The sequence below is a fragment of the Hydrocarboniphaga sp. genome (genome assembly GCF_965279055.1).
GTDB lineage: Bacteria > Pseudomonadota > Gammaproteobacteria > Nevskiales > Nevskiaceae > Hydrocarboniphaga.
The window spans coordinates 4,052,115-4,068,218 of sequence record NZ_OZ257125.1 but is presented as its reverse complement, the minus strand read 5'-3'; the positions used below and the strand labels follow the sequence as shown (position 1 = coordinate 4,068,218).

Here is a 16,104-nt window from a genome sequence, read left to right as displayed (position 1 = left end):
GAGTTTCACCGTTGCAAACCCACAATACGAACGAGGTCTTTCATGCAAAGGATTGCGGCTGTCTGTCTGGGTTTCCCGCTGCTCGCGCTGGCACCGTGCGTCGCCAACGCCGAGCCCTGGTGGGGCGAAGCGTCAGCGGGCTTGCTGAACACGTCGGGCAACAGCAAGACGAGTTCGGGCAATGCCAAGTTCACGCTCGACTATCTTCAGGGCTCGTGGCGCAACGCGTTTCTGTCACAGGCGCAGTTCGCGTCCGACGACGGTGCAACCACCGGTGAACGCTACCTGGTCACCGACAAGATCGACTACACGTTCTACGAACAGAATTACGTGTTTCTGGCCGCGGATTTCGAAAAGGATCTGTTCGGCGGTATTCGGCAACGCACGTCGCAGACGGCCGGCTTCGGTCGCCACTTTCTGACCGGGCCGAAACATTTTCTCGACATCGAACTCGGTGCCGGTGCCCGTGAACAGATCGAGCAGGATTCGCGCGAAAAAGACACCGATCTGATCGGCCGCTTCGGCGCGGACTACCAGTACAAGATCAACGACAACAGCGGCTTTCGCGAAACCATCAAGATCGAATCCGGCGACGCCAATACCTTCTCGCAGTCGGTTACCGAGTTGAAGCTGTATGTGATCGGCAATCTTTTTGCGTCGGTCATCTACACGGTTCAGCATAACTCGCAGGTCGAACCCGGTATCAAGAGCACCGATACGACGACGGCGCTCAATTTCAGCTACGCATTCGGCAAGAAGCCGGGTTAGGAGTTTTGCGTATGAGTTCCGAAGACGAATCCGCGCCCGCCGCGCCGCCGGCGCCGGAACGCAGCTTCTACAAAAATCACGTGTTTTTCTGCACGAATATGCGTGACACCGGTGAGCGCCGCTCCTGCGGGCGCCACGGCGCAGTGGAAGCACGCGATCACGCGAAGAAGCGCATCAAGGAACTCAAGCTGGCCAAGCCCGGCTCGGTGCGCATCAACAACGCCGGCTGCATGGAGCGTTGCGAACTCGGGCCGTGCCTGGTGATCTATCCGCAGGGCACCTGGTACGGCTACCAGAATCAGACCGACGTCGACGAGATCATCGATCGCCATGTTGTCGGCGGCGAAATCGTCGATCGGCTCAAGCTCCGATGATCCGCCCGGTGCTGCGCATGGGCGATCCGCGCCTGCTGCGTATCGCAAAGCCAGTCGAGGCTTTCGATACGCCGGAATTGCACGCATTGATCGCCGACATGTTCGACACGATGCGCGCGCTCAACGGCGCGGGCCTGGCGGCGCCGCAGATCGGCGTCGATTTGCGCGTGGTGATTTTCGGTTTCACGGCCAGCCCGCGCTATCCAGAAGCCGCCGCTGTGCCGGAAACGATCCTGATCAATCCCGAGTTGACGCCGCTGGACGACGAACTCGAAGACGGTTGGGAAGGCTGCCTCTCTGTGCCCGGCTTGCGTGGCGTGGTGCCGCGTTACAAGCGCCTGCGTTATCGCGGCTGGGACGCTGGCGGCAACATCATCGATCGCACGGTCGATGATTTTCATGCGCGTGTGGTGCAGCACGAATGCGATCACCTCGACGGCATTCTGTATCCGATGCGCGTGCGGGATTTCACGCGCTTCGGCTTTCAGGAAGAGCTGTTTCCGGGGCAGGTCGTGCAGGACGATTGAGCGCTGCAAGCCGGGTTTCACCCGGGCCACAGGTCTCTACAGGATCGGCGCGCGAATCTTCAGGATCTGCTCCGCGCTCGGTATCACGTCCGCAGGCGGTGCGATCGCCGGCGTCATCAGCACACTCTGCGGCGCATTCTGCGTCGTGCCGCCGGCGCTGTCGGTGAGCCACACCAGCATGTCGTAATAGGTGCGCACGTTGCCGACGAACTGCATCGCCTGACGTCCGCGCGCGTAACCATGCTTGGTCTGCTTGTACCACTTCGGCTGGCCGAGCAGCGGCAGCGATCCGCGGATGTCGAGCCAGCGCGTGCCGTCACCGCCGAGGCTGTTGGTCAGCTCGCGCACATCGTTCAAATGGCCAACGCCCATGTTGTACGCGGCCAGGGCAAGCCAGGTGCGATCGGGCTCGGCAATATCGGCCGGCATCTGGTCGATGATCGCGCGCAGATACATCGCACCGCCCCCGATGCTTTGCAGCGGGTCTTCCCGATCCGCGACTTTCAGATGCAGTGCGGTCTGCGCGGTCAGCTGCATGATGCCGCGCACGCCGGTCGGACTGACCGCGGCCGGATCCCAATGCGATTCCTGATACGAAATCGCCGCGATCAGACGCCAGTCCAGATTGTATTTGCGCGCTGCTTTTTCGAATGCGGCGCGATAACGCGGCAGACGTGTCTGTGCATGCGTCGCCAGCGCCACGGCGCCGAGCGCGTCGACCTGTTCGATGTGGCCGAAGTGCCGATCGCGCAGCCGCGCGAGTTCGGTATCGCCAATCGAGTTCAGGTAATCGCCGGCCGCGTCGAACAGGCTGGGGTCGCGATCCTGCGCAAATGCCCAGGCGATATCTTGCGATTCCGCCAGCGCAAACGCGACGCGCAGCTTCGGGTAGTAGCGCTGGTTGATCGCGATCAGGTCCGAGTTGGCGACGGTGTAGTCGATCTCGCCGGAGGCGACTTTCTCGAGCAGGTCTTCGGCATCGTCGTCGCTGGACTCTTCCCAGACCAGGCCGGGGTTGGAGTTGCGCAAGGCCGCGAGCCGCTCGGCATGCGAGCTGCCGGCCGGGACCACCAGATGGCCGCCGAGGCCGCCGAGATTCTCCGGCTGCGCGGTGCCCATCCGGTACACGAGCTGAGGTACCACGGTCAGCACCGGGCGCGAAAACCGCACGTGCTGCCCGCGGAGCGCGGTCACGCCCAGACTGGCCGCGGCCACGTCCACCTGGCCCGTGCGCACCATGTCCAGCGCTGCTGGCGGCGATGCCGCCACCTCGATCTGTAGTTCTACGCCCAGCTTGTCCGCAAGACCTTGCGCGAGATCGTATTCAAACCCGGTCGGCCCGTCGGGCCCCTGGTAATACGTGGTCGGACTATTGACCGTCGCGACCCGCAACACCCCGGTCCGCTTCACTTTCTCAAGCGAGCTGACCGACGGTGTGCAGGTTGTGAGTGCACAACAGGCAACGACGCCGAACATCAGCGTTGCAGCCCAAGCACCCGGTTTGCGAAGAGCAGTAGGCTTCACTGCGTCATTCATCTACAATGCACGCCCTATCGCTTCGGCCGCGCACCCTAGCACAGGCGTTCGTTCAGGTAACTGAACGAATTCTGTACAGGATGGGCTTCAGGGCCGGGTCCGATTGGTCACTCGCTGGGCTGAAAAGTTCAGTGGCCTGAGCAGACCAGCGTTCACCCGCGGTCGGTTCCGGCGCCGTAGATTGATCATTACGGCTGGCGATACAATAAGTTGCAGCCTCTGCGGAGAGGTACCGAAGTGGCCATAACGGCGCCGACTCGAAATCGGATGGTGGGTGAAAGCCTGCACAGGAGTTCGAATCTCCTCCTCTCCGCCACTATTGTGAAAGCCGGTCATTCGCACTCCGAATGACCGGCTTTTTTGTTGGCCGCGCGCAAGTCGCGGCCTGACCGGCCGGTCATCACGCCGTTTGCCGACCTTGCCCGCAAGCCATTTCAGCGCGGCTCCGAGACCGGACGCTCGGCAATAAGCCGGCGACTCGCAGTGGCATCGCAACCGATGCAATCGGCGGAGTATGCGTCTCAGGCCAGCGACAACAACGCTGGTTCGGTTCAAGGCTTGATCCAGAACTTGAATCGACACGTATGGCTCAGGGCGAGGAAGTGGCGACGCACTACTTCGCTGTTCATCAGAGCCAGCGTTGATGTGTCGCCGTCGTGAGTCATTCATCCATTCGTGTTTCGTATTGTTCTCAACGGAGATATCCAAATGAAGTCCATCAAAATGACCGGTCTTGCTTTCGCCACCGCCGCTGCCGGCCTGTTTTCGGTTGCCGCCACCAACACCGCTTTTGCCGGTGACGCCGCCAAGGTTTCCTGCGAGCACTCCAGCGCCTGTAAGGGCCAGGGCGCCTGCAAGACGTCGGCGAATGCCTGCAAGGGCCAGAACGCCTGCAAGGGCCAGGGCATGACCGAGAAGAGCAGCAAGGCTGATTGCGAAGCCGCGCAGAAAGAAGTCAAGAAGAGCTAAGGCTCGTTGCCACGCGGATCGGCATGTCGCCGGTTCGCGTGGCAGCATTGATTCGATGCCTGACCACTCAAATTCTGCTTCGCTGACGCATCCGTCGCTGGGCTTCGGCCTGGGACTGCGCGTCGATCACTACGATGCGATTCTCGCCGGCGATCCTGCCGTCGACTGGTTCGAGATCGTGTCCGAGAATTACCTGATTCCCGGCGGTCGGCCCTTGCATTACCTGGCGCGTTTTCGCGAGCGCTATCCGCTGGTCATGCATGGCGTGTCGATGTCGATCGGCAGTGTCGATCCGCTCGACATGGACTATCTGAAACAACTGAAAAAACTCGCCGATTTCGTGCAGCCGGCGTGGATTTCCGATCACCTGTGCTGGACCGGCATGGGCCGAAACAACCTGCACGATCTGATGCCGATGCCCTACACCGAAGAGGCGATCGATCATGTCGTGGCGCGCGTGCGCCAGGTGCAGCAGGTGATCGAGCGGCGCCTAGTGCTGGAGAACGTGTCCAGCTATGTCAGCTACCGGCAATCGCAAATGAGCGAGTGGGAATTCCTCGCCGAAATCGCGCGGCGCGCCGATTGCCTGCTGTTGCTCGACGTCAACAATGTCTACGTCAGCGCGCACAACCATGGCTTTGACGCGCGCGAGTTCATCGACGGCGTGCCGGCCGATCGCGTGCAGCAGATTCATCTGGCCGGGCATCAGCATCAGGGCGATCTGATCATCGACACCCATGACGCGCCGGTGATCGGCCCGGTCTGGGATTTGTACGCCTACGCATTGCGCCGCTTCGGCGCGGTGTCGACCATGATCGAGCGCGACGACCACATTCCTCCTCTGCAGGACATGCTCGACGAGCTGACCTACGCGCGGGATATTGCAGCGTCGATCGTGTCGCCTCGTACCGCAGCCGCATGAATCCGCTCGAGCAGCTGCAACGCGATTTCACCGGCTACGTGCTGCGAGGCGATGCGGCGATTCGGGATGCGGTTGTCGAAGACGGGGTGGCCGACGCGCCGCGTCGTCTCGGTATCTATCAGCAGGCTTATCGGCTGCGTCTGTGCGAAGTGTTGCGCAACGATTTCCCTGGCCTGCTGCATCTGCTGGGCGCCGAAGGCTTCGATGAAATGGCGCGCGCCTATGTGGAAGCCTCGCCGTCGCCCTACTTCAATGTGCGCTGGTATGGCGATCGTCTCGGCGACTTTCTGCAGCGCGCCGTGCCGTGGTCGCATTCGCCGGCTCTGGCTGAGATGGCGGCGCTGGAGTGGCAGATGAGCCTGGCCTTCGATGCTGTCGACGAGTCGCTGGCGACGATCGAACAAGTCGCCGCGCTGTCGCTCGAACAATGGCCGCTGATGCAGCTTTCATTCAGTGCTTCATTGCGCTGCGTCGAGCCGCGCTGGAACGTTGCGGCGATCCGCCTGGCACTCGATCTCGAACGCGAGATTCCTGAAGTTGCCTTGCTCGCCGAGGCGCAGCGGCGCGTGATCTGGCGCCGTCAGCTCGGCGTGCGGCACCGTGTGCTCGAGGCCGACGAGGCGGCCGCGCTGGAAGCGGCCGTCGGTGGTGCCTGCTTCGGCGAGCTGTGCGAGCGGCTCTGCGAATGGCACGATGAAGAACAGGTGGCGATGCGCGCCGCCGAGCTGCTGAAGCGCTGGATTCAAGAAGAATGGATCAGCGCGCTGGTCGTCGACAGCAGCCGCTGAATACGCGAAAGCCTCAGACGATCTCGCCGAGGATCGTGCCGACCGGATAAGCCACGCCGGCGGCCTTGATCAGCTTGAGCCTGCCACTGGCCGGCGCCTCGATCTCCTGCACCGACTTTTCGCTTTCGAGCGAATACAGCAACTGCCCCTGGCTGATGCTGTGGCCGTCTTCGACATGCCATTCGGCGAGCGTGCCTTCGTTCATCGAGAAGCCCAGCTTGGGGAGAATAATTTGCGTGCTCATGGGCGATGGCCGGCTGAATGGTGGCAGGATCTGCCTGTCACCTATTGTAGCGGCGACGCGGCCTCTCGAATAAGGCCAGTTTATTGCATATGCTCAGCGGCTCCGATCGGATGGTGCTGGCTTTTACAGGGCCATGAAATATGATCGGCCGATAAATCTAAGGACGGTCGCGTCGCGATTGCGCCGAGTCGAACGAAGCCAGCGGGCGATGCAACGCCCGCTTGTCATCATCGACCAGGCCAGGGCGTCAGCAGCCGGACAGCCAGCCGATGCGGCCCGCCGCAGACGGCAGGCGTAACGAAAAAAGGGTGCAGTTGTGAGAGAAGCGCAGCGACGCGGTGTCGCGGCCGGTTACGGTCGCGTGGAAAAAATCGGCTTGGTTTGTGGCGCGGGCATCGTGCCACTACCGACCTGTGGTTTCGGGCCGTCCCGCAACGGGGCCGCTGTCGACCGCCCGTTTTCTTTCCTTCAGGGCTGACGCATGGATTTCTCCAACAAGCCGCAATCATCCCGTCGCCTCGTCGGTCTCATCGGTGTGGTGGTGTTTCACGTGCTGCTGGTCTGGGGGCTGGTGAATGGTCTGGCGCGCAAGGCGATCGAGCTGCTGCCGGCGCCGATCGAGACCAAGATTCTGGACGAGGTGAAGAACGAGGAGCCGCCGCCTCCGCCGCCGCCGCCGCCGAAGCTGGACATTCCGCCGCCGCCGTTCATTCCGCCGCCGGAGATCAACATCGCGACGCCGCCGCCGCGGGCGAGCACGATCACAACGACGACGGTGGCGCCGCCGCCGAACGTGGCACCGGCACCGCGGCCGGCGAACAACACCAAGGCGCCGGTGGTCAAGGCCAAGGCCTGCAAGGAGCCGGATTATCCGGCGGTGTCCGAACGCCTGGGTGAAACCGGATCGGTGACCTTGCAGTTGCTGGTCGGCATCGACGGCAAGGTCACCGACAGCAAGGTCGAAAAATCCAGCGGATTCGATCGCCTGGACAAGGCGGCGCAGCAGGCGTTGTCGCGTTGCAAGTTCGAGCCCGGCATCGTCGACGGTGCGCCAGCGCCGGCCTGGGCGCAGCTCAAATACACCTTCCGCAAGCAGGACTGATCGGTCTAATGAAGTACATCTGGAGGATGGATATGTCGTTCGTCAAAACGCTGAAGCAGTCGCTGGCCGGAGCCGCCCTGGTGGTGTTGTCGAGCACGGTGTTCGCACAGGATCCGGCGCCTGCCGCGCCGACAACGGAAGCCGCGCCGGCCGAAGCGCCGCTGGCCGAAGCGAAAACCGAGAGTGTCGAAAACCCCTACGGTATCGGCGCGTTGTGGAAGCAGGGCGACTTCGTCGCGCGCTTCGTGCTGATCTCGATGCTGATCATGTCGGGTGCGACCTGGTACATCATGATCGTCAAGTTCATCGACCAGACCAAGCTGATGGGCCAGGCGAAAGCCGCCAACGCGACGTTCTGGAAAGCCCGCTCGGTGCCCGACGGTGTCAATTCGCTCGCCGCCGGCAGCCCGTTCTGGTACATCGCCGACCGTGGCGTCTCCGCACAGAACCACCACGAAGGCACGCTGGTCGAGCAGATCGACCTGAGCAGCTGGGTGACGATGAGCATCAATCGCGCGGTCGACGAAATCCAGTCGCGCCTGCAGGGCGGTCTCGCGGTGCTCGCCACCGTGGGCTCGACGGCTCCCTTCGTCGGCCTGTTCGGCACGGTCTGGGGCATCTACCACGCGCTGACCGCGATCGGCATCAGCGGCCAGGCGAGCATCGACAAGGTCGCCGGTCCGGTCGGCGAAGCGCTGATCATGACCGCCATCGGTCTGGCGGTCGCCGTCCCGGCGGTCATGGGCTACAACTGGCTGGTGCGCCGCAACAAGGCCGGCATGGAAGCGGTCCGCGCCTTCAGCGCCGACCTGCACAGCGTGCTGCTGTCGGGCTCGCGCGTCGGCGACAAGGCCTGATCCGATGGGCATGAACATCGGCAGTGAAGGATCGGGAGACGAAGACGAAGTCGTCTCCGCGATCAACACCACGCCGCTGGTGGACGTGATGCTGGTGCTGCTGATCATCTTCCTGATCACGATCCCGGTGGTGACGCAGACGATCCCGGTGAAACTGCCGAACGAACGCAACCAGGCGCTGCAGACCAAGCCCGAGAACATCACCATCGTGGTGGACAAGGAAGGGAACATGTACTGGAACACGCAGGCGATCCCGGACGTGAACACCTTGCTGGAGAAGCTCAAGGTCGAGGCGGTGAAAGTGCCGCAGCCGGAAGTGCACATCCGCGGCGACCAGACCGCACGCTACCAGGCGATCGGCACGGTGATGGTCACCTGCCAGCGAGCGGGCATCGCCAAGATCGGCTTCATCACCGAACCGCCGCCGCGAGGCTGAAGCCAACACGAACCCCCGTCATTCCCGCGAAGGCGGGAATCCAGAGACGATAAGGCGCGGCTCTCTGCCCACTGGATTCCCGCCTTCGCGGGAATGACAGGTTGAAGCCAACAAATGGAGCGGCAACGATGGGAATGAACCTAGGAAGCGGCAGCGGCTCCGGTGATCCGGAAGTCGTGGTCGACGTCAACACCACGCCGCTGATCGACGTGATGCTGGTGCTGCTGGTGATGCTGATCATCACGATCCCGATCCAGACGCACGCGGTGAAGCTGGATATGCCATCGGCCAACCCGCCGGCGAGCGACGCCCCGCCGCCGCCGGCGGTGGACCTGGAGATCGACTTCGACGGCACGGTGCTGTGGAACGGCACGCCGATGGATCGCGGCACGCTGGACGCGAACTTCCGCCGCGAAGGCGAAGCGGGAGAAAACCAGAGCGAGTTTCATATCCGCCCGAACAAGCTGGTCGAGTACAAGTACGTCGCCGCGGTCCTGGCCTCGGCGCAGCGTCACGGCGTGACCAAGATCGGTCTCGTCGGTAACGAACAATTCATGCAGTAGGCAAGCAGCAGGACTCCATGCACAACCAGACCTCGAAAACCTTCCGTCTCGCCTCCGGCGCCTTGCTGATGCTGATCGGCGCGCAGAGCTTTGCAGCCGACAAGCCGACCGTGCGTCCGGAAGTCGGCGCGCCGCTGCAGGAAGCGCAGAAGGCGCTGCAGGCGAAGAACTACAAGGATGCCAAGGCCAAGATCGACCAGGCCGAAGCGATCGGCAAGCTGACGCCGTACGAGAACTACATCGTGCAGCGACTGAAGTCCTCGGCGGCGATCGGCACCGGCGACTACAAGAGCGCGCTGGGCGCCTACGAGCAGGTGCTGGCGTCACCGGAACTGCCGGCGGCGGAAAAGCTGCCGACGCTCGACGCCTACGTGAAGATCGCCTACGCCTCGAAGGACTACGCCAAGACCGCCAGCGCGATCCAGCAGTACAAGGCCGCCGGCGGCACCAGCGCCGAGACGCTGGGCCTGTATGCGCAATCGCTATATCTGGCCGGCAAGTACCAGGAAGCCTCGGTCGCGCTGAGCGCCGAGATCAAGGGCCTCGCCGCCGCCGGCAAGAAGCCGACCGACACGCAGCTGCAGCTGCTGGCCTCCTGCGCGCTGAAGCAGAACGACATGGTCGCCTACACTGCGGCGCTGGAGCAGCTGGTCACCTACAGCCCGAAGAAGGAATACTGGCTCGATCTGCTGGTGCGCACGCAGCGCAAGCCCGGCTTCTCCGATCGCCTGGATCTGGACATGTACCGGCTGCGCGACGCCACCGGCACGATGGAAAAGGCCGACGACTACATGGAGGCCGCGCAGCTGGCGCTGCAGTCCGGCTTTCCGGGCGAGGCGCAGAAGTTCGTCGACGAGGGCTACGCCGCGAAGCTGCTCGGTGCCGGCCCCGACGCGCCGCGCCATCAGCGTCTGAAGGATCTGGTCACCAAGAAGATCGCCGAAGACAAGGCCACGCTCGCCGAAGGCGAGAAAGCCGCTGCCGCGCAGGCTAGCGGCGATGCGCTGGTCAACACCGGCTTCAACTATGTCGCGTATGGGCAGGCCGACAAGGGCCTGCCGCTGATCGAGCAGGGCATCGCCAAAGGCGGTATCAAGCTTGCTGACCAAGCTAAGCTCCACCTGGGCGTCGCCTACCTGATGGCCGGCAAGAAAGACCAGGCGCTGAAGGCGTTCGCGGCGGTGCAGGGTAGCGACGGCGCCAAGGACATCGCGCGCCTGTGGACCTTGCAGACCAGGTCGAAATAAGCCCGATGGAGGTCGGCAATCCCTTGCCGACATGAGGCCGGGACGGCGCATCGACAGCACAGACGGCAAAGGATTGCCGACCGGCGCCGCGCCGCATCCGCCGAGGCGCCGGCTGCGAATACTCAGCATGCGCGCCGCTCTTCTCCGTTTTGCCTGCCTGCTGCTGACCGCGGGCAGCAGCTGTTCCGCGGCGAGCGCGGCGGCGCCGCGTTCCTATATTCCCGGCGACGACAGCGTCGTGCTCGAAAGCCTGCCGGTGCGCCGCGATCCGGCGGTGCGTGCACTGCGCAGCGAGCGCGCGCTGCTGGCCGCGAGCCCGCGCGATCCGGCAATCGCCGCCGCCTATGCGCGTCGCGCGATCGAGCTTGGGCGCACGCAAAGCGATCCGCGTTTCTACGGTTACGCCGCCGCGGCCCTGTCGCCCTGGGATGCGGATGCGAAGGCGCCGGTCGAGATCGACTGGCTGCGCAGCGTGCTGCAGCAGCAGCGCCACGATTTTACTGGTGCGATGTCGGCGCTGGATGCGCTGCTGCAGCGCGAAAACTATCCGCCGGCGCATCTGACTCGCGCCTCGCTGCTGATGGTGCAGGGCCGGCCGCGCGAGGCGCTGCGCGACTGCGCCGCGCTGGCCCGCAGCAATCTGGTCACCGCGACCAGTTGCGCCGCTTCGGCAAGCAGCCTGTCGGGCCGTGCCGCCGCAGCGCTGGCCAGCGTCGATTCCATCATTCCGCGGCTTACCGGTGCCTCGCTGGATGAGCGCCTGTGGACGTTGACGCTGGCGGCGGAACTCGCCGCGCGGCTGGAGCGTGACGACGCGCCGCAGCGCTACGACGCCGCGCTCGCCGAACTCGATGCCAGCAACAGCGGCGATGCCTATCTGCTCGCCGCCTATGCCGACTACGAACTCGACCGGCAGCGTCCGCAGCCGGTGATCGCAAGGCTGCGCGATCAGCAGCGCGTCGACACCCTGCTGCTGCGCCTGACGCTGGCCGAGCAGCAGCTGCAAGCTGCCGGCACGCCGCAAGCGGACTTCGATGCGCACCGGCGCGAGCTGATCTCGCGCTTCGACGCCGTGCGTGCCCGCGGCGAGACCACGCATGGCCGCGAAGAGACGATGTTCGTGCTGCGCATCGAGCAGGACCCGGCGCGCGCGCTGCTGCTGGCGCAGAGCAACTGGCAAGTGCAGCGCGAGCCCGTCGACGCGCGGCTGTTGCTGGAGGCAGCGCTGGCCGCGAGGCAGCCGGCCGCCGCCGCGCCGGTGCTCGAGTGGATGCGTGCGACCACGATCGAAGATCCGCTGCTGCATCGGCTCGCAGAACAGCTTGGAGCGGCATCGTGATCGCCGCGCTCGCGCGCCAGGCCGCGCTGTCGACGCTGATGTTGTGCGCCTTGCTCGCCAGCACTCGCGCCGACGCCCACGCCGCCAGCACCAGCTATCTCGATCTGAAGATCGAGCAGGCCACGATCAGCGGCGAATGGGACATCGCGCTGCGCGACCTGGAAGAGGCGATCGGCCTGGACGCCGACGGCGACGGCGCACTGAACTGGGGCGAAGTGCGCGGCGCCGCGCCGCGCATCGAGGCTTATGCGCTGGCGAATCTGCAGCTCGGCGACGGCCATGCGCGCTGTGCGCTCGCGGTGCGGGAACTGCGCATCGCCGAGCATCTCGACGGCCGCTATGCCGCGTTGATGCTGCAGGGCGAATGCGCGCACGCGCCGCAGCAGCTGTATCTGCACTACGGCCTGCTGTTCGACCTGGACCGGCTGCATCGCGGCCTGCTCAAGCTCGACTACGGCCAGCAGATCAGCAGCGACGTGTTCTCGCCGACTCGTCCCGACATCGTCATCGAGGCCGGCGGCGCCTCGACTGCGCGTGTTTTCCGCACCTATCTGCACGAAGGCATCTGGCATGTCTGGACCGGCTGGGATCATCTGCTGTTCCTGGCCGCGCTGTTCCTGCCGGCGGCGACGCGGCGCACGCGCGAGGGCTGGCAGGTTGCGAGCAAGCTGCGTCAGCCGCTGCTGGAATCGGCGCGCATCGTCACCGCGTTCACGATTGCGCATGCGGCAACCCTGAGCATCGCCGCGCTGGGCTGGGTGCATTTCCCGACGCGCTGGGTCGAGTCGGCGGTGGCCGCGACCGTGGTGTTCGCGGCATTGAACAATCTGGTCCCGATGGTCAATCGCGGCCTGCCCTGGCTGGCGATTTTTTTCGGGCTGATTCATGGCTCGGCGATCGCCGGCGCGTTGATGGAGCTGGGCCTGCCGACCACCGGGCGGGTTTGGGCGCTGCTGGCATTCAACATCGGCGTCGAGATCGCGCAGCTGAGCCTGGTCTGTGTGGTCGTGCCGCTGGGATATGCGCTGCGGCATCGCCGCGTGTATCGCTACGGCCTGCTGTTGCCGGGCTCGGTCCTGGTGATGGCCATCGGCCTGCTGTGGCTGGTCGAGCGCATGCTCGACTGGCGCCCCCCATTCGCGTTCTTCTGACATGACATGAATACGCTGATCGACAAACCCCTGCCCGCGCCGCTGCGCAGCCTGCCGCCGCCGTATTCGATGAGTGAGGAATTCGCGCATGCCCTGAGCCACGGTATTGGCATCGTGCTGGCGATCGCCGGCCTGTGCGTGCTGGTGGTGTATTCGGTGTTGAACGGCGACGCGCTGCACGTGATCGCCAGCAGCATCTTCGGCGCCAGCCTGATCCTGCTATACACCGGCTCGACGCTGTATCACAGCGTGCGGCACGCGGCGACCAAGTACCAGCTGCGCAAGCTCGATCAGGCGATGGTGTATCTGCTGATCGCCGGCAGTTATACGCCGCTGGATCTGATCAGCATCGGCGGTGCATTCGGCTACGGCCTGTTCGGCCTGACTTGGCTGGTGGCCTTGTCCGGCATGTTGTTCTGCCTGCTGGCTCACGAGCGCCACGAGCGTTTCGCGCTGGCGTTTTACCTGGGCCTGGGATGGAGCGTGCTGCTGATTTTGCCGCGGCTGATCCACGGCATGCAGACCGGCGGCCTGGTGCTGCTGTTCGGTGGCGGCTTGTGCTACACCATCGGCGTTGCCTTCTATTTGCGCGAAAGCCAGCGCTATTTTCATGCGATCTGGCATCTGTTCGTGCTGGCCGGCAGCGCCGCGCATTTCTTCATGGTGCTGCGTTACGTGATTCCGTAACGGCGCCTCAAGCGTCGTCCCCGCGAAGGCGGGGACCCAGTGCGGTGAGCGCGATGGGACATCTCTGGATTCCCGCCTTCGCAGGAATGAGCTTGATGAAAGGCGTGCTCGACAGCACCCACAAAAAAGCCCCGCCGAAGCGGGGCCAGTGGACCACGGGATGGTTGAAGTCGCCGCTAGATCGAGCCTGAGCAGGCCGGCGTCAGCGTGGCGACGTCGATCGCCTCGTCGGTGTCGTTCAGATCCAGTGCGTTGATTTCGTCCGGCGTGTTTTTCTCGCAGGTCTTGGTATTGATCTGCGTCGTCGCCAGAGCGTTGACGTCGGCCGGCTGCATGTCGTCGCCGGGTTCGTGGCCGTTGTCGTGGCAGCCGGTGAGCGCCAGCGCCAGCAAGGCGCCGGCGCTGACGACCATCAGCTTGCTGCGGTAGGAGATCGTCATGATCGGGCTCCTAGTTCGCGGCGCTGACGCTGCCCGGCAAAGGCGTGCCGAGATACGGGAAAACGGTCAGGTAATCGGCCGGGTTCGGCAGCGCGCCGTCGTTGACCACGGCGCCGGCATTCTTGACCGTCGGCGTTGCCCCGCTGACATCGCAGGTCTGCAGATTCAGCGCGTTCTCCGCGGTGATCGCGCCTTCCACTGCGGTCAGCTCGATGTCGACGACGTCGTCGACCGGGCGGCGGCCGTTCGGGAAGCCGGCCAGATCGCAGGCGAGGAAGCCCAGATCTTTCTGGCTGGCGGCCGGGGTCGGTGCCACCGCGGTGTTCAGGCGCAGCATCTCGCCCGGCACGGTCAGGTTGGCCGGCGAGGTGAACTTGAACGACGCACCGTTGACGGTCGCGGTGATGCCGGTGACGAAGGCCGCGAGCAGATCGTTGCGCGGCGTCGCCGGCGGCGGCACGTTGAACAGCACGTTCACCAGCACCGGCAAGGTCGGATACAGCACGTAGGTGCCGAAGTTGGCGACGTCGTTCTTCGGCTCGCTGCTGTTGAACTTGTCCTTGTCCGGCAGGCCGATGACGACTTCGTTGACCAGCGGCGAACCCAGGCGCGACACCTGCGTGTAGGCACCGCCTTCGATCGTCGGACCCTTGCCCTTGCTGCTGGCGACCGGGCCGGTCGGCGACGGGTTGAGCACGCGCGACTGGCGCAGGCTAGCCGTGGTCCAGGCACCGATCACCGGATCGCTGTTGGCGATCAGGCAGCTGCTAGGCACTTCGAGCGCCAGCGAAGTCACGTTCTTGTCGTAGATCGCGTTGCTGGCCGAATCGCGCGCGCCCAGCGGATTCAGGTTGACCAGATCGAACACCTGGCCGAGATTGACGACGAAGCCTTCGTGACGCTGGCCGACGAACACGCGTCCCTGAGTGGCGCAGCCCGGAATCGCGATCGGGCGAATGAAGCCGTTGGCGTAGCTGGCATAGTCGGGAATCGACTTGTTGCCGATGTTGTCGCTGGGCTTGGCGAAGGTTGCCGAGCCGCTTTCGCCGTCGGTGACCGGCGTCGCGGTGCCGCTGCGACGATTGCCGCGCACCAGGGTCAAGGAATAGCTCTCGGTCACGTTCAGGTTGGCGCCGCTGGCATCGACAGCGCCGATGTTGGTCAGCGGCACGGCGACGTTGCCGGTCGGTGCGCCGGTGGGCACGCCGAGACCCTTGTAGGTGTTGGTGAAGCGGAACTGGAACGTCAGGTCTTCGGCCGCGTCGCCGTTGTTGTCGACATGGATTTCATACAGCGCATTCGGGTCGAGCTTGAAGTAGTTCGGGCCACCACCCGGATCCTGCAGCGGCTGGTAGTTGGCGATCAATGTCACGAAACCGTCACGGCCCGGCTCGTAACTGCGGAACATGTAGAAATCGGTGCCATCGACTCGCGGCATGCCGCCAATCAAGGGCGCTTCTTTATGGCTCGATGCAAAGGCAGCGAACGAGGTCGTGCAAAGCGCCGCGACGACGAGCGGTTTCATTTTAAAGTTGCGCATGGGATTTTCCCCTCCTGGAGCTGAATCAGCCCCCAGTCCTACGCGCGGTCCTCAGCCTTGGATGCGGCCTTTCGGCATTGCGCTTCGACAGCGATGCTACGGCGCCGCTTCAAGGGATCTTGTCGAGACCCTTGTTCAACAGCAGGCTGATGCTCTTCTGATCGGTATAGCCGGTGGCACGACCGCGCTCCTGCTTGCCGGCAAACACGATCAGGGTGCTTTGACGCTCGACTTTGTAACGAGCGCGCACGTCGGCCTGGCTGTCGTAGTCGATCACCAGCACGGTGTACTGATCGTAGGGCGCGGCCGAGACCACCTGTTTGAGCATCGGCTGCTGCACGCGACAGGTCGGGCACCAGTCCGCGTGCACGTCGAGCACCAGCGGCTTGCTGGCCTTGCTCAGCTCGGCGAACTTTGCGTCGGTGTAAGGCAGGAATTCGGCAGCCTGCGCCGATGTGGCAGCGAGGCTGACGGCGAGCAGCAGCAGCCGGGTGAAGGATTTCATGGCATGTCTCCGTGGCGAGTCGGGTCGATCGCCTGTATTAGACAATGCAGCTGAAGCGCCGCGGTATGCCAGCGCGTTCACCGGAACGGCGCCTGCGTACAGTGCTTGC

General features: G+C 64.2%; 19 protein-coding genes and 1 tRNA gene. 15 read left to right on the top strand and 5 right to left on the bottom strand.

The window, feature by feature from the left end; genetic code table 11:
• Nucleotides 1-42 precede the first annotated feature (42 nt).
• The 3 genes from ACQZF9_RS18355 to def are packed head-to-tail and all read left to right on the top strand — an operon-like array spanning nt 43 to nt 1,669.
• Complete coding sequence (locus tag ACQZF9_RS18355; RefSeq protein WP_428310409.1) at nt 43-768, top strand: DUF481 domain-containing protein; 726 nt, start codon at nt 43-45, stop codon at nt 766-768.
• Nucleotides 769-779: 11 nt separating this feature from the next.
• The gene (locus ACQZF9_RS18350) at nt 780-1,142 is read left to right on the top strand and encodes a (2Fe-2S) ferredoxin domain-containing protein (protein ID WP_428310408.1); all 363 of its coding nucleotides are present in this window, start codon (nt 780-782) and stop codon (nt 1,140-1,142) included.
• Complete coding sequence (def, locus tag ACQZF9_RS18345) at nt 1,139-1,669, top strand: peptide deformylase (protein ID WP_428310407.1); 531 nt, start codon at nt 1,139-1,141, stop codon at nt 1,667-1,669. Before ACQZF9_RS18350 ends, def begins: the two co-directional genes overlap by 4 nt.
• Nucleotides 1,670-1,705: 36 nt before the next feature.
• On the opposite strand, the gene mltF is transcribed toward def, so the two are convergent.
• Nucleotides 1,706-3,145: a membrane-bound lytic murein transglycosylase MltF gene (mltF, locus tag ACQZF9_RS18340; protein ID WP_428310406.1), complete on the bottom strand. Its 1,440-nt coding sequence runs from the start codon at nt 3,143-3,145 to the stop codon at nt 1,706-1,708.
• A 283-nt stretch (nt 3,146-3,428) separates the two neighbouring features.
• On the opposite strand from mltF, the gene ACQZF9_RS18335 reads away from it, so the two are divergent.
• The 4 genes from ACQZF9_RS18335 (at nt 3,429) to ACQZF9_RS18320 (ending at nt 5,884) form a co-directional block, all read left to right on the top strand.
• Nucleotides 3,429-3,521 (top strand) — tRNA-Ser (locus ACQZF9_RS18335).
• A gap of 392 nt (nt 3,522-3,913) precedes the next feature.
• On the top strand, nt 3,914-4,174 hold the full coding sequence (locus ACQZF9_RS18330; protein ID WP_428310405.1) for a hypothetical protein: 261 nt from the start codon (nt 3,914-3,916) through the stop codon (nt 4,172-4,174).
• A gap of 55 nt (nt 4,175-4,229) precedes the next feature.
• Nucleotides 4,230-5,096, top strand: coding sequence for a DUF692 domain-containing protein (locus tag ACQZF9_RS18325; RefSeq protein ID WP_428310404.1), 867 nt, complete (start codon nt 4,230-4,232; stop codon nt 5,094-5,096).
• Nucleotides 5,093-5,884, top strand: coding sequence for a putative DNA-binding domain-containing protein (locus ACQZF9_RS18320; protein WP_428310403.1), 792 nt, complete (start codon nt 5,093-5,095; stop codon nt 5,882-5,884). The genes ACQZF9_RS18325 and ACQZF9_RS18320 overlap by 4 nt, the downstream gene beginning before the upstream one ends.
• Before the next feature lie 13 nt (nt 5,885-5,897).
• On the opposite strand, the gene ACQZF9_RS18315 is transcribed toward ACQZF9_RS18320, so the two are convergent.
• Entirely contained in the window at nt 5,898-6,128 is a 231-nt protein-coding gene (locus ACQZF9_RS18315) for a biotin/lipoyl-containing protein (RefSeq protein ID WP_428310402.1), read from the bottom strand.
• Nucleotides 6,129-6,609: 481 nt separating this feature from the next.
• Here ACQZF9_RS18315 and ACQZF9_RS18310 point away from each other — a divergent pair, with 481 nt between their 5' ends.
• The 8 genes from ACQZF9_RS18310 to trhA all read left to right on the top strand — a co-directional run bounded on the left by ACQZF9_RS18310 (nt 6,610) and on the right by trhA (nt 13,510).
• Nucleotides 6,610-7,230: an energy transducer TonB gene (locus ACQZF9_RS18310; protein ID WP_428310401.1), complete on the top strand. Its 621-nt coding sequence runs from the start codon at nt 6,610-6,612 to the stop codon at nt 7,228-7,230.
• 32 nt (nt 7,231-7,262) lie between these two features.
• Nucleotides 7,263-8,087, top strand: a complete 825-nt coding sequence (locus ACQZF9_RS18305) for a MotA/TolQ/ExbB proton channel family protein (protein ID WP_428310400.1) — start codon at nt 7,263-7,265, stop codon at nt 8,085-8,087.
• 4 nt (nt 8,088-8,091) lie between these two features.
• Complete coding sequence (locus ACQZF9_RS18300; protein WP_428310399.1) at nt 8,092-8,523, top strand: ExbD/TolR family protein; 432 nt, start codon at nt 8,092-8,094, stop codon at nt 8,521-8,523.
• Between the two features lie 128 nt (nt 8,524-8,651).
• Complete coding sequence (locus ACQZF9_RS18295; RefSeq protein ID WP_428310398.1) at nt 8,652-9,086, top strand: ExbD/TolR family protein; 435 nt, start codon at nt 8,652-8,654, stop codon at nt 9,084-9,086.
• A gap of 17 nt (nt 9,087-9,103) precedes the next feature.
• On the top strand, nt 9,104-10,333 hold the full coding sequence (locus ACQZF9_RS18290) for a hypothetical protein (protein ID WP_428310397.1): 1,230 nt from the start codon (nt 9,104-9,106) through the stop codon (nt 10,331-10,333).
• A gap of 127 nt (nt 10,334-10,460) precedes the next feature.
• Nucleotides 10,461-11,672: a hypothetical protein gene (locus ACQZF9_RS18285; RefSeq protein WP_428310396.1), complete on the top strand. Its 1,212-nt coding sequence runs from the start codon at nt 10,461-10,463 to the stop codon at nt 11,670-11,672.
• The gene (locus ACQZF9_RS18280) at nt 11,669-12,823 is read left to right on the top strand and encodes a HupE/UreJ family protein (protein WP_428310395.1); all 1,155 of its coding nucleotides are present in this window, start codon (nt 11,669-11,671) and stop codon (nt 12,821-12,823) included. Before ACQZF9_RS18285 ends, ACQZF9_RS18280 begins: the two co-directional genes overlap by 4 nt.
• Before the next feature lie 6 nt (nt 12,824-12,829).
• On the top strand, nt 12,830-13,510 hold the full coding sequence (trhA, locus tag ACQZF9_RS18275) for a PAQR family membrane homeostasis protein TrhA (protein WP_428310394.1): 681 nt from the start codon (nt 12,830-12,832) through the stop codon (nt 13,508-13,510).
• Nucleotides 13,511-13,686: 176 nt separating this feature from the next.
• Here trhA and ACQZF9_RS18270 read toward each other — a convergent pair whose 3' ends face one another.
• The 3 genes from ACQZF9_RS18270 to ACQZF9_RS18260 form a co-directional block, all read right to left on the bottom strand.
• On the bottom strand, nt 13,687-13,950 hold the full coding sequence (locus tag ACQZF9_RS18270) for a hypothetical protein (RefSeq protein WP_428310393.1): 264 nt from the start codon (nt 13,948-13,950) through the stop codon (nt 13,687-13,689).
• Nucleotides 13,951-13,960: 10 nt separating this feature from the next.
• Nucleotides 13,961-15,475, bottom strand: coding sequence for a DUF4331 domain-containing protein (locus ACQZF9_RS18265; RefSeq protein WP_428310392.1), 1,515 nt, complete (start codon nt 15,473-15,475; stop codon nt 13,961-13,963).
• A 124-nt stretch (nt 15,476-15,599) separates the two neighbouring features.
• Nucleotides 15,600-15,995 (bottom strand): thioredoxin family protein, encoded by a 396-nt coding sequence (locus ACQZF9_RS18260; RefSeq protein WP_428310391.1) that lies wholly within the window; start codon nt 15,993-15,995, stop codon nt 15,600-15,602.
• Nucleotides 15,996-16,104: the final 109 nt, after the last annotated feature.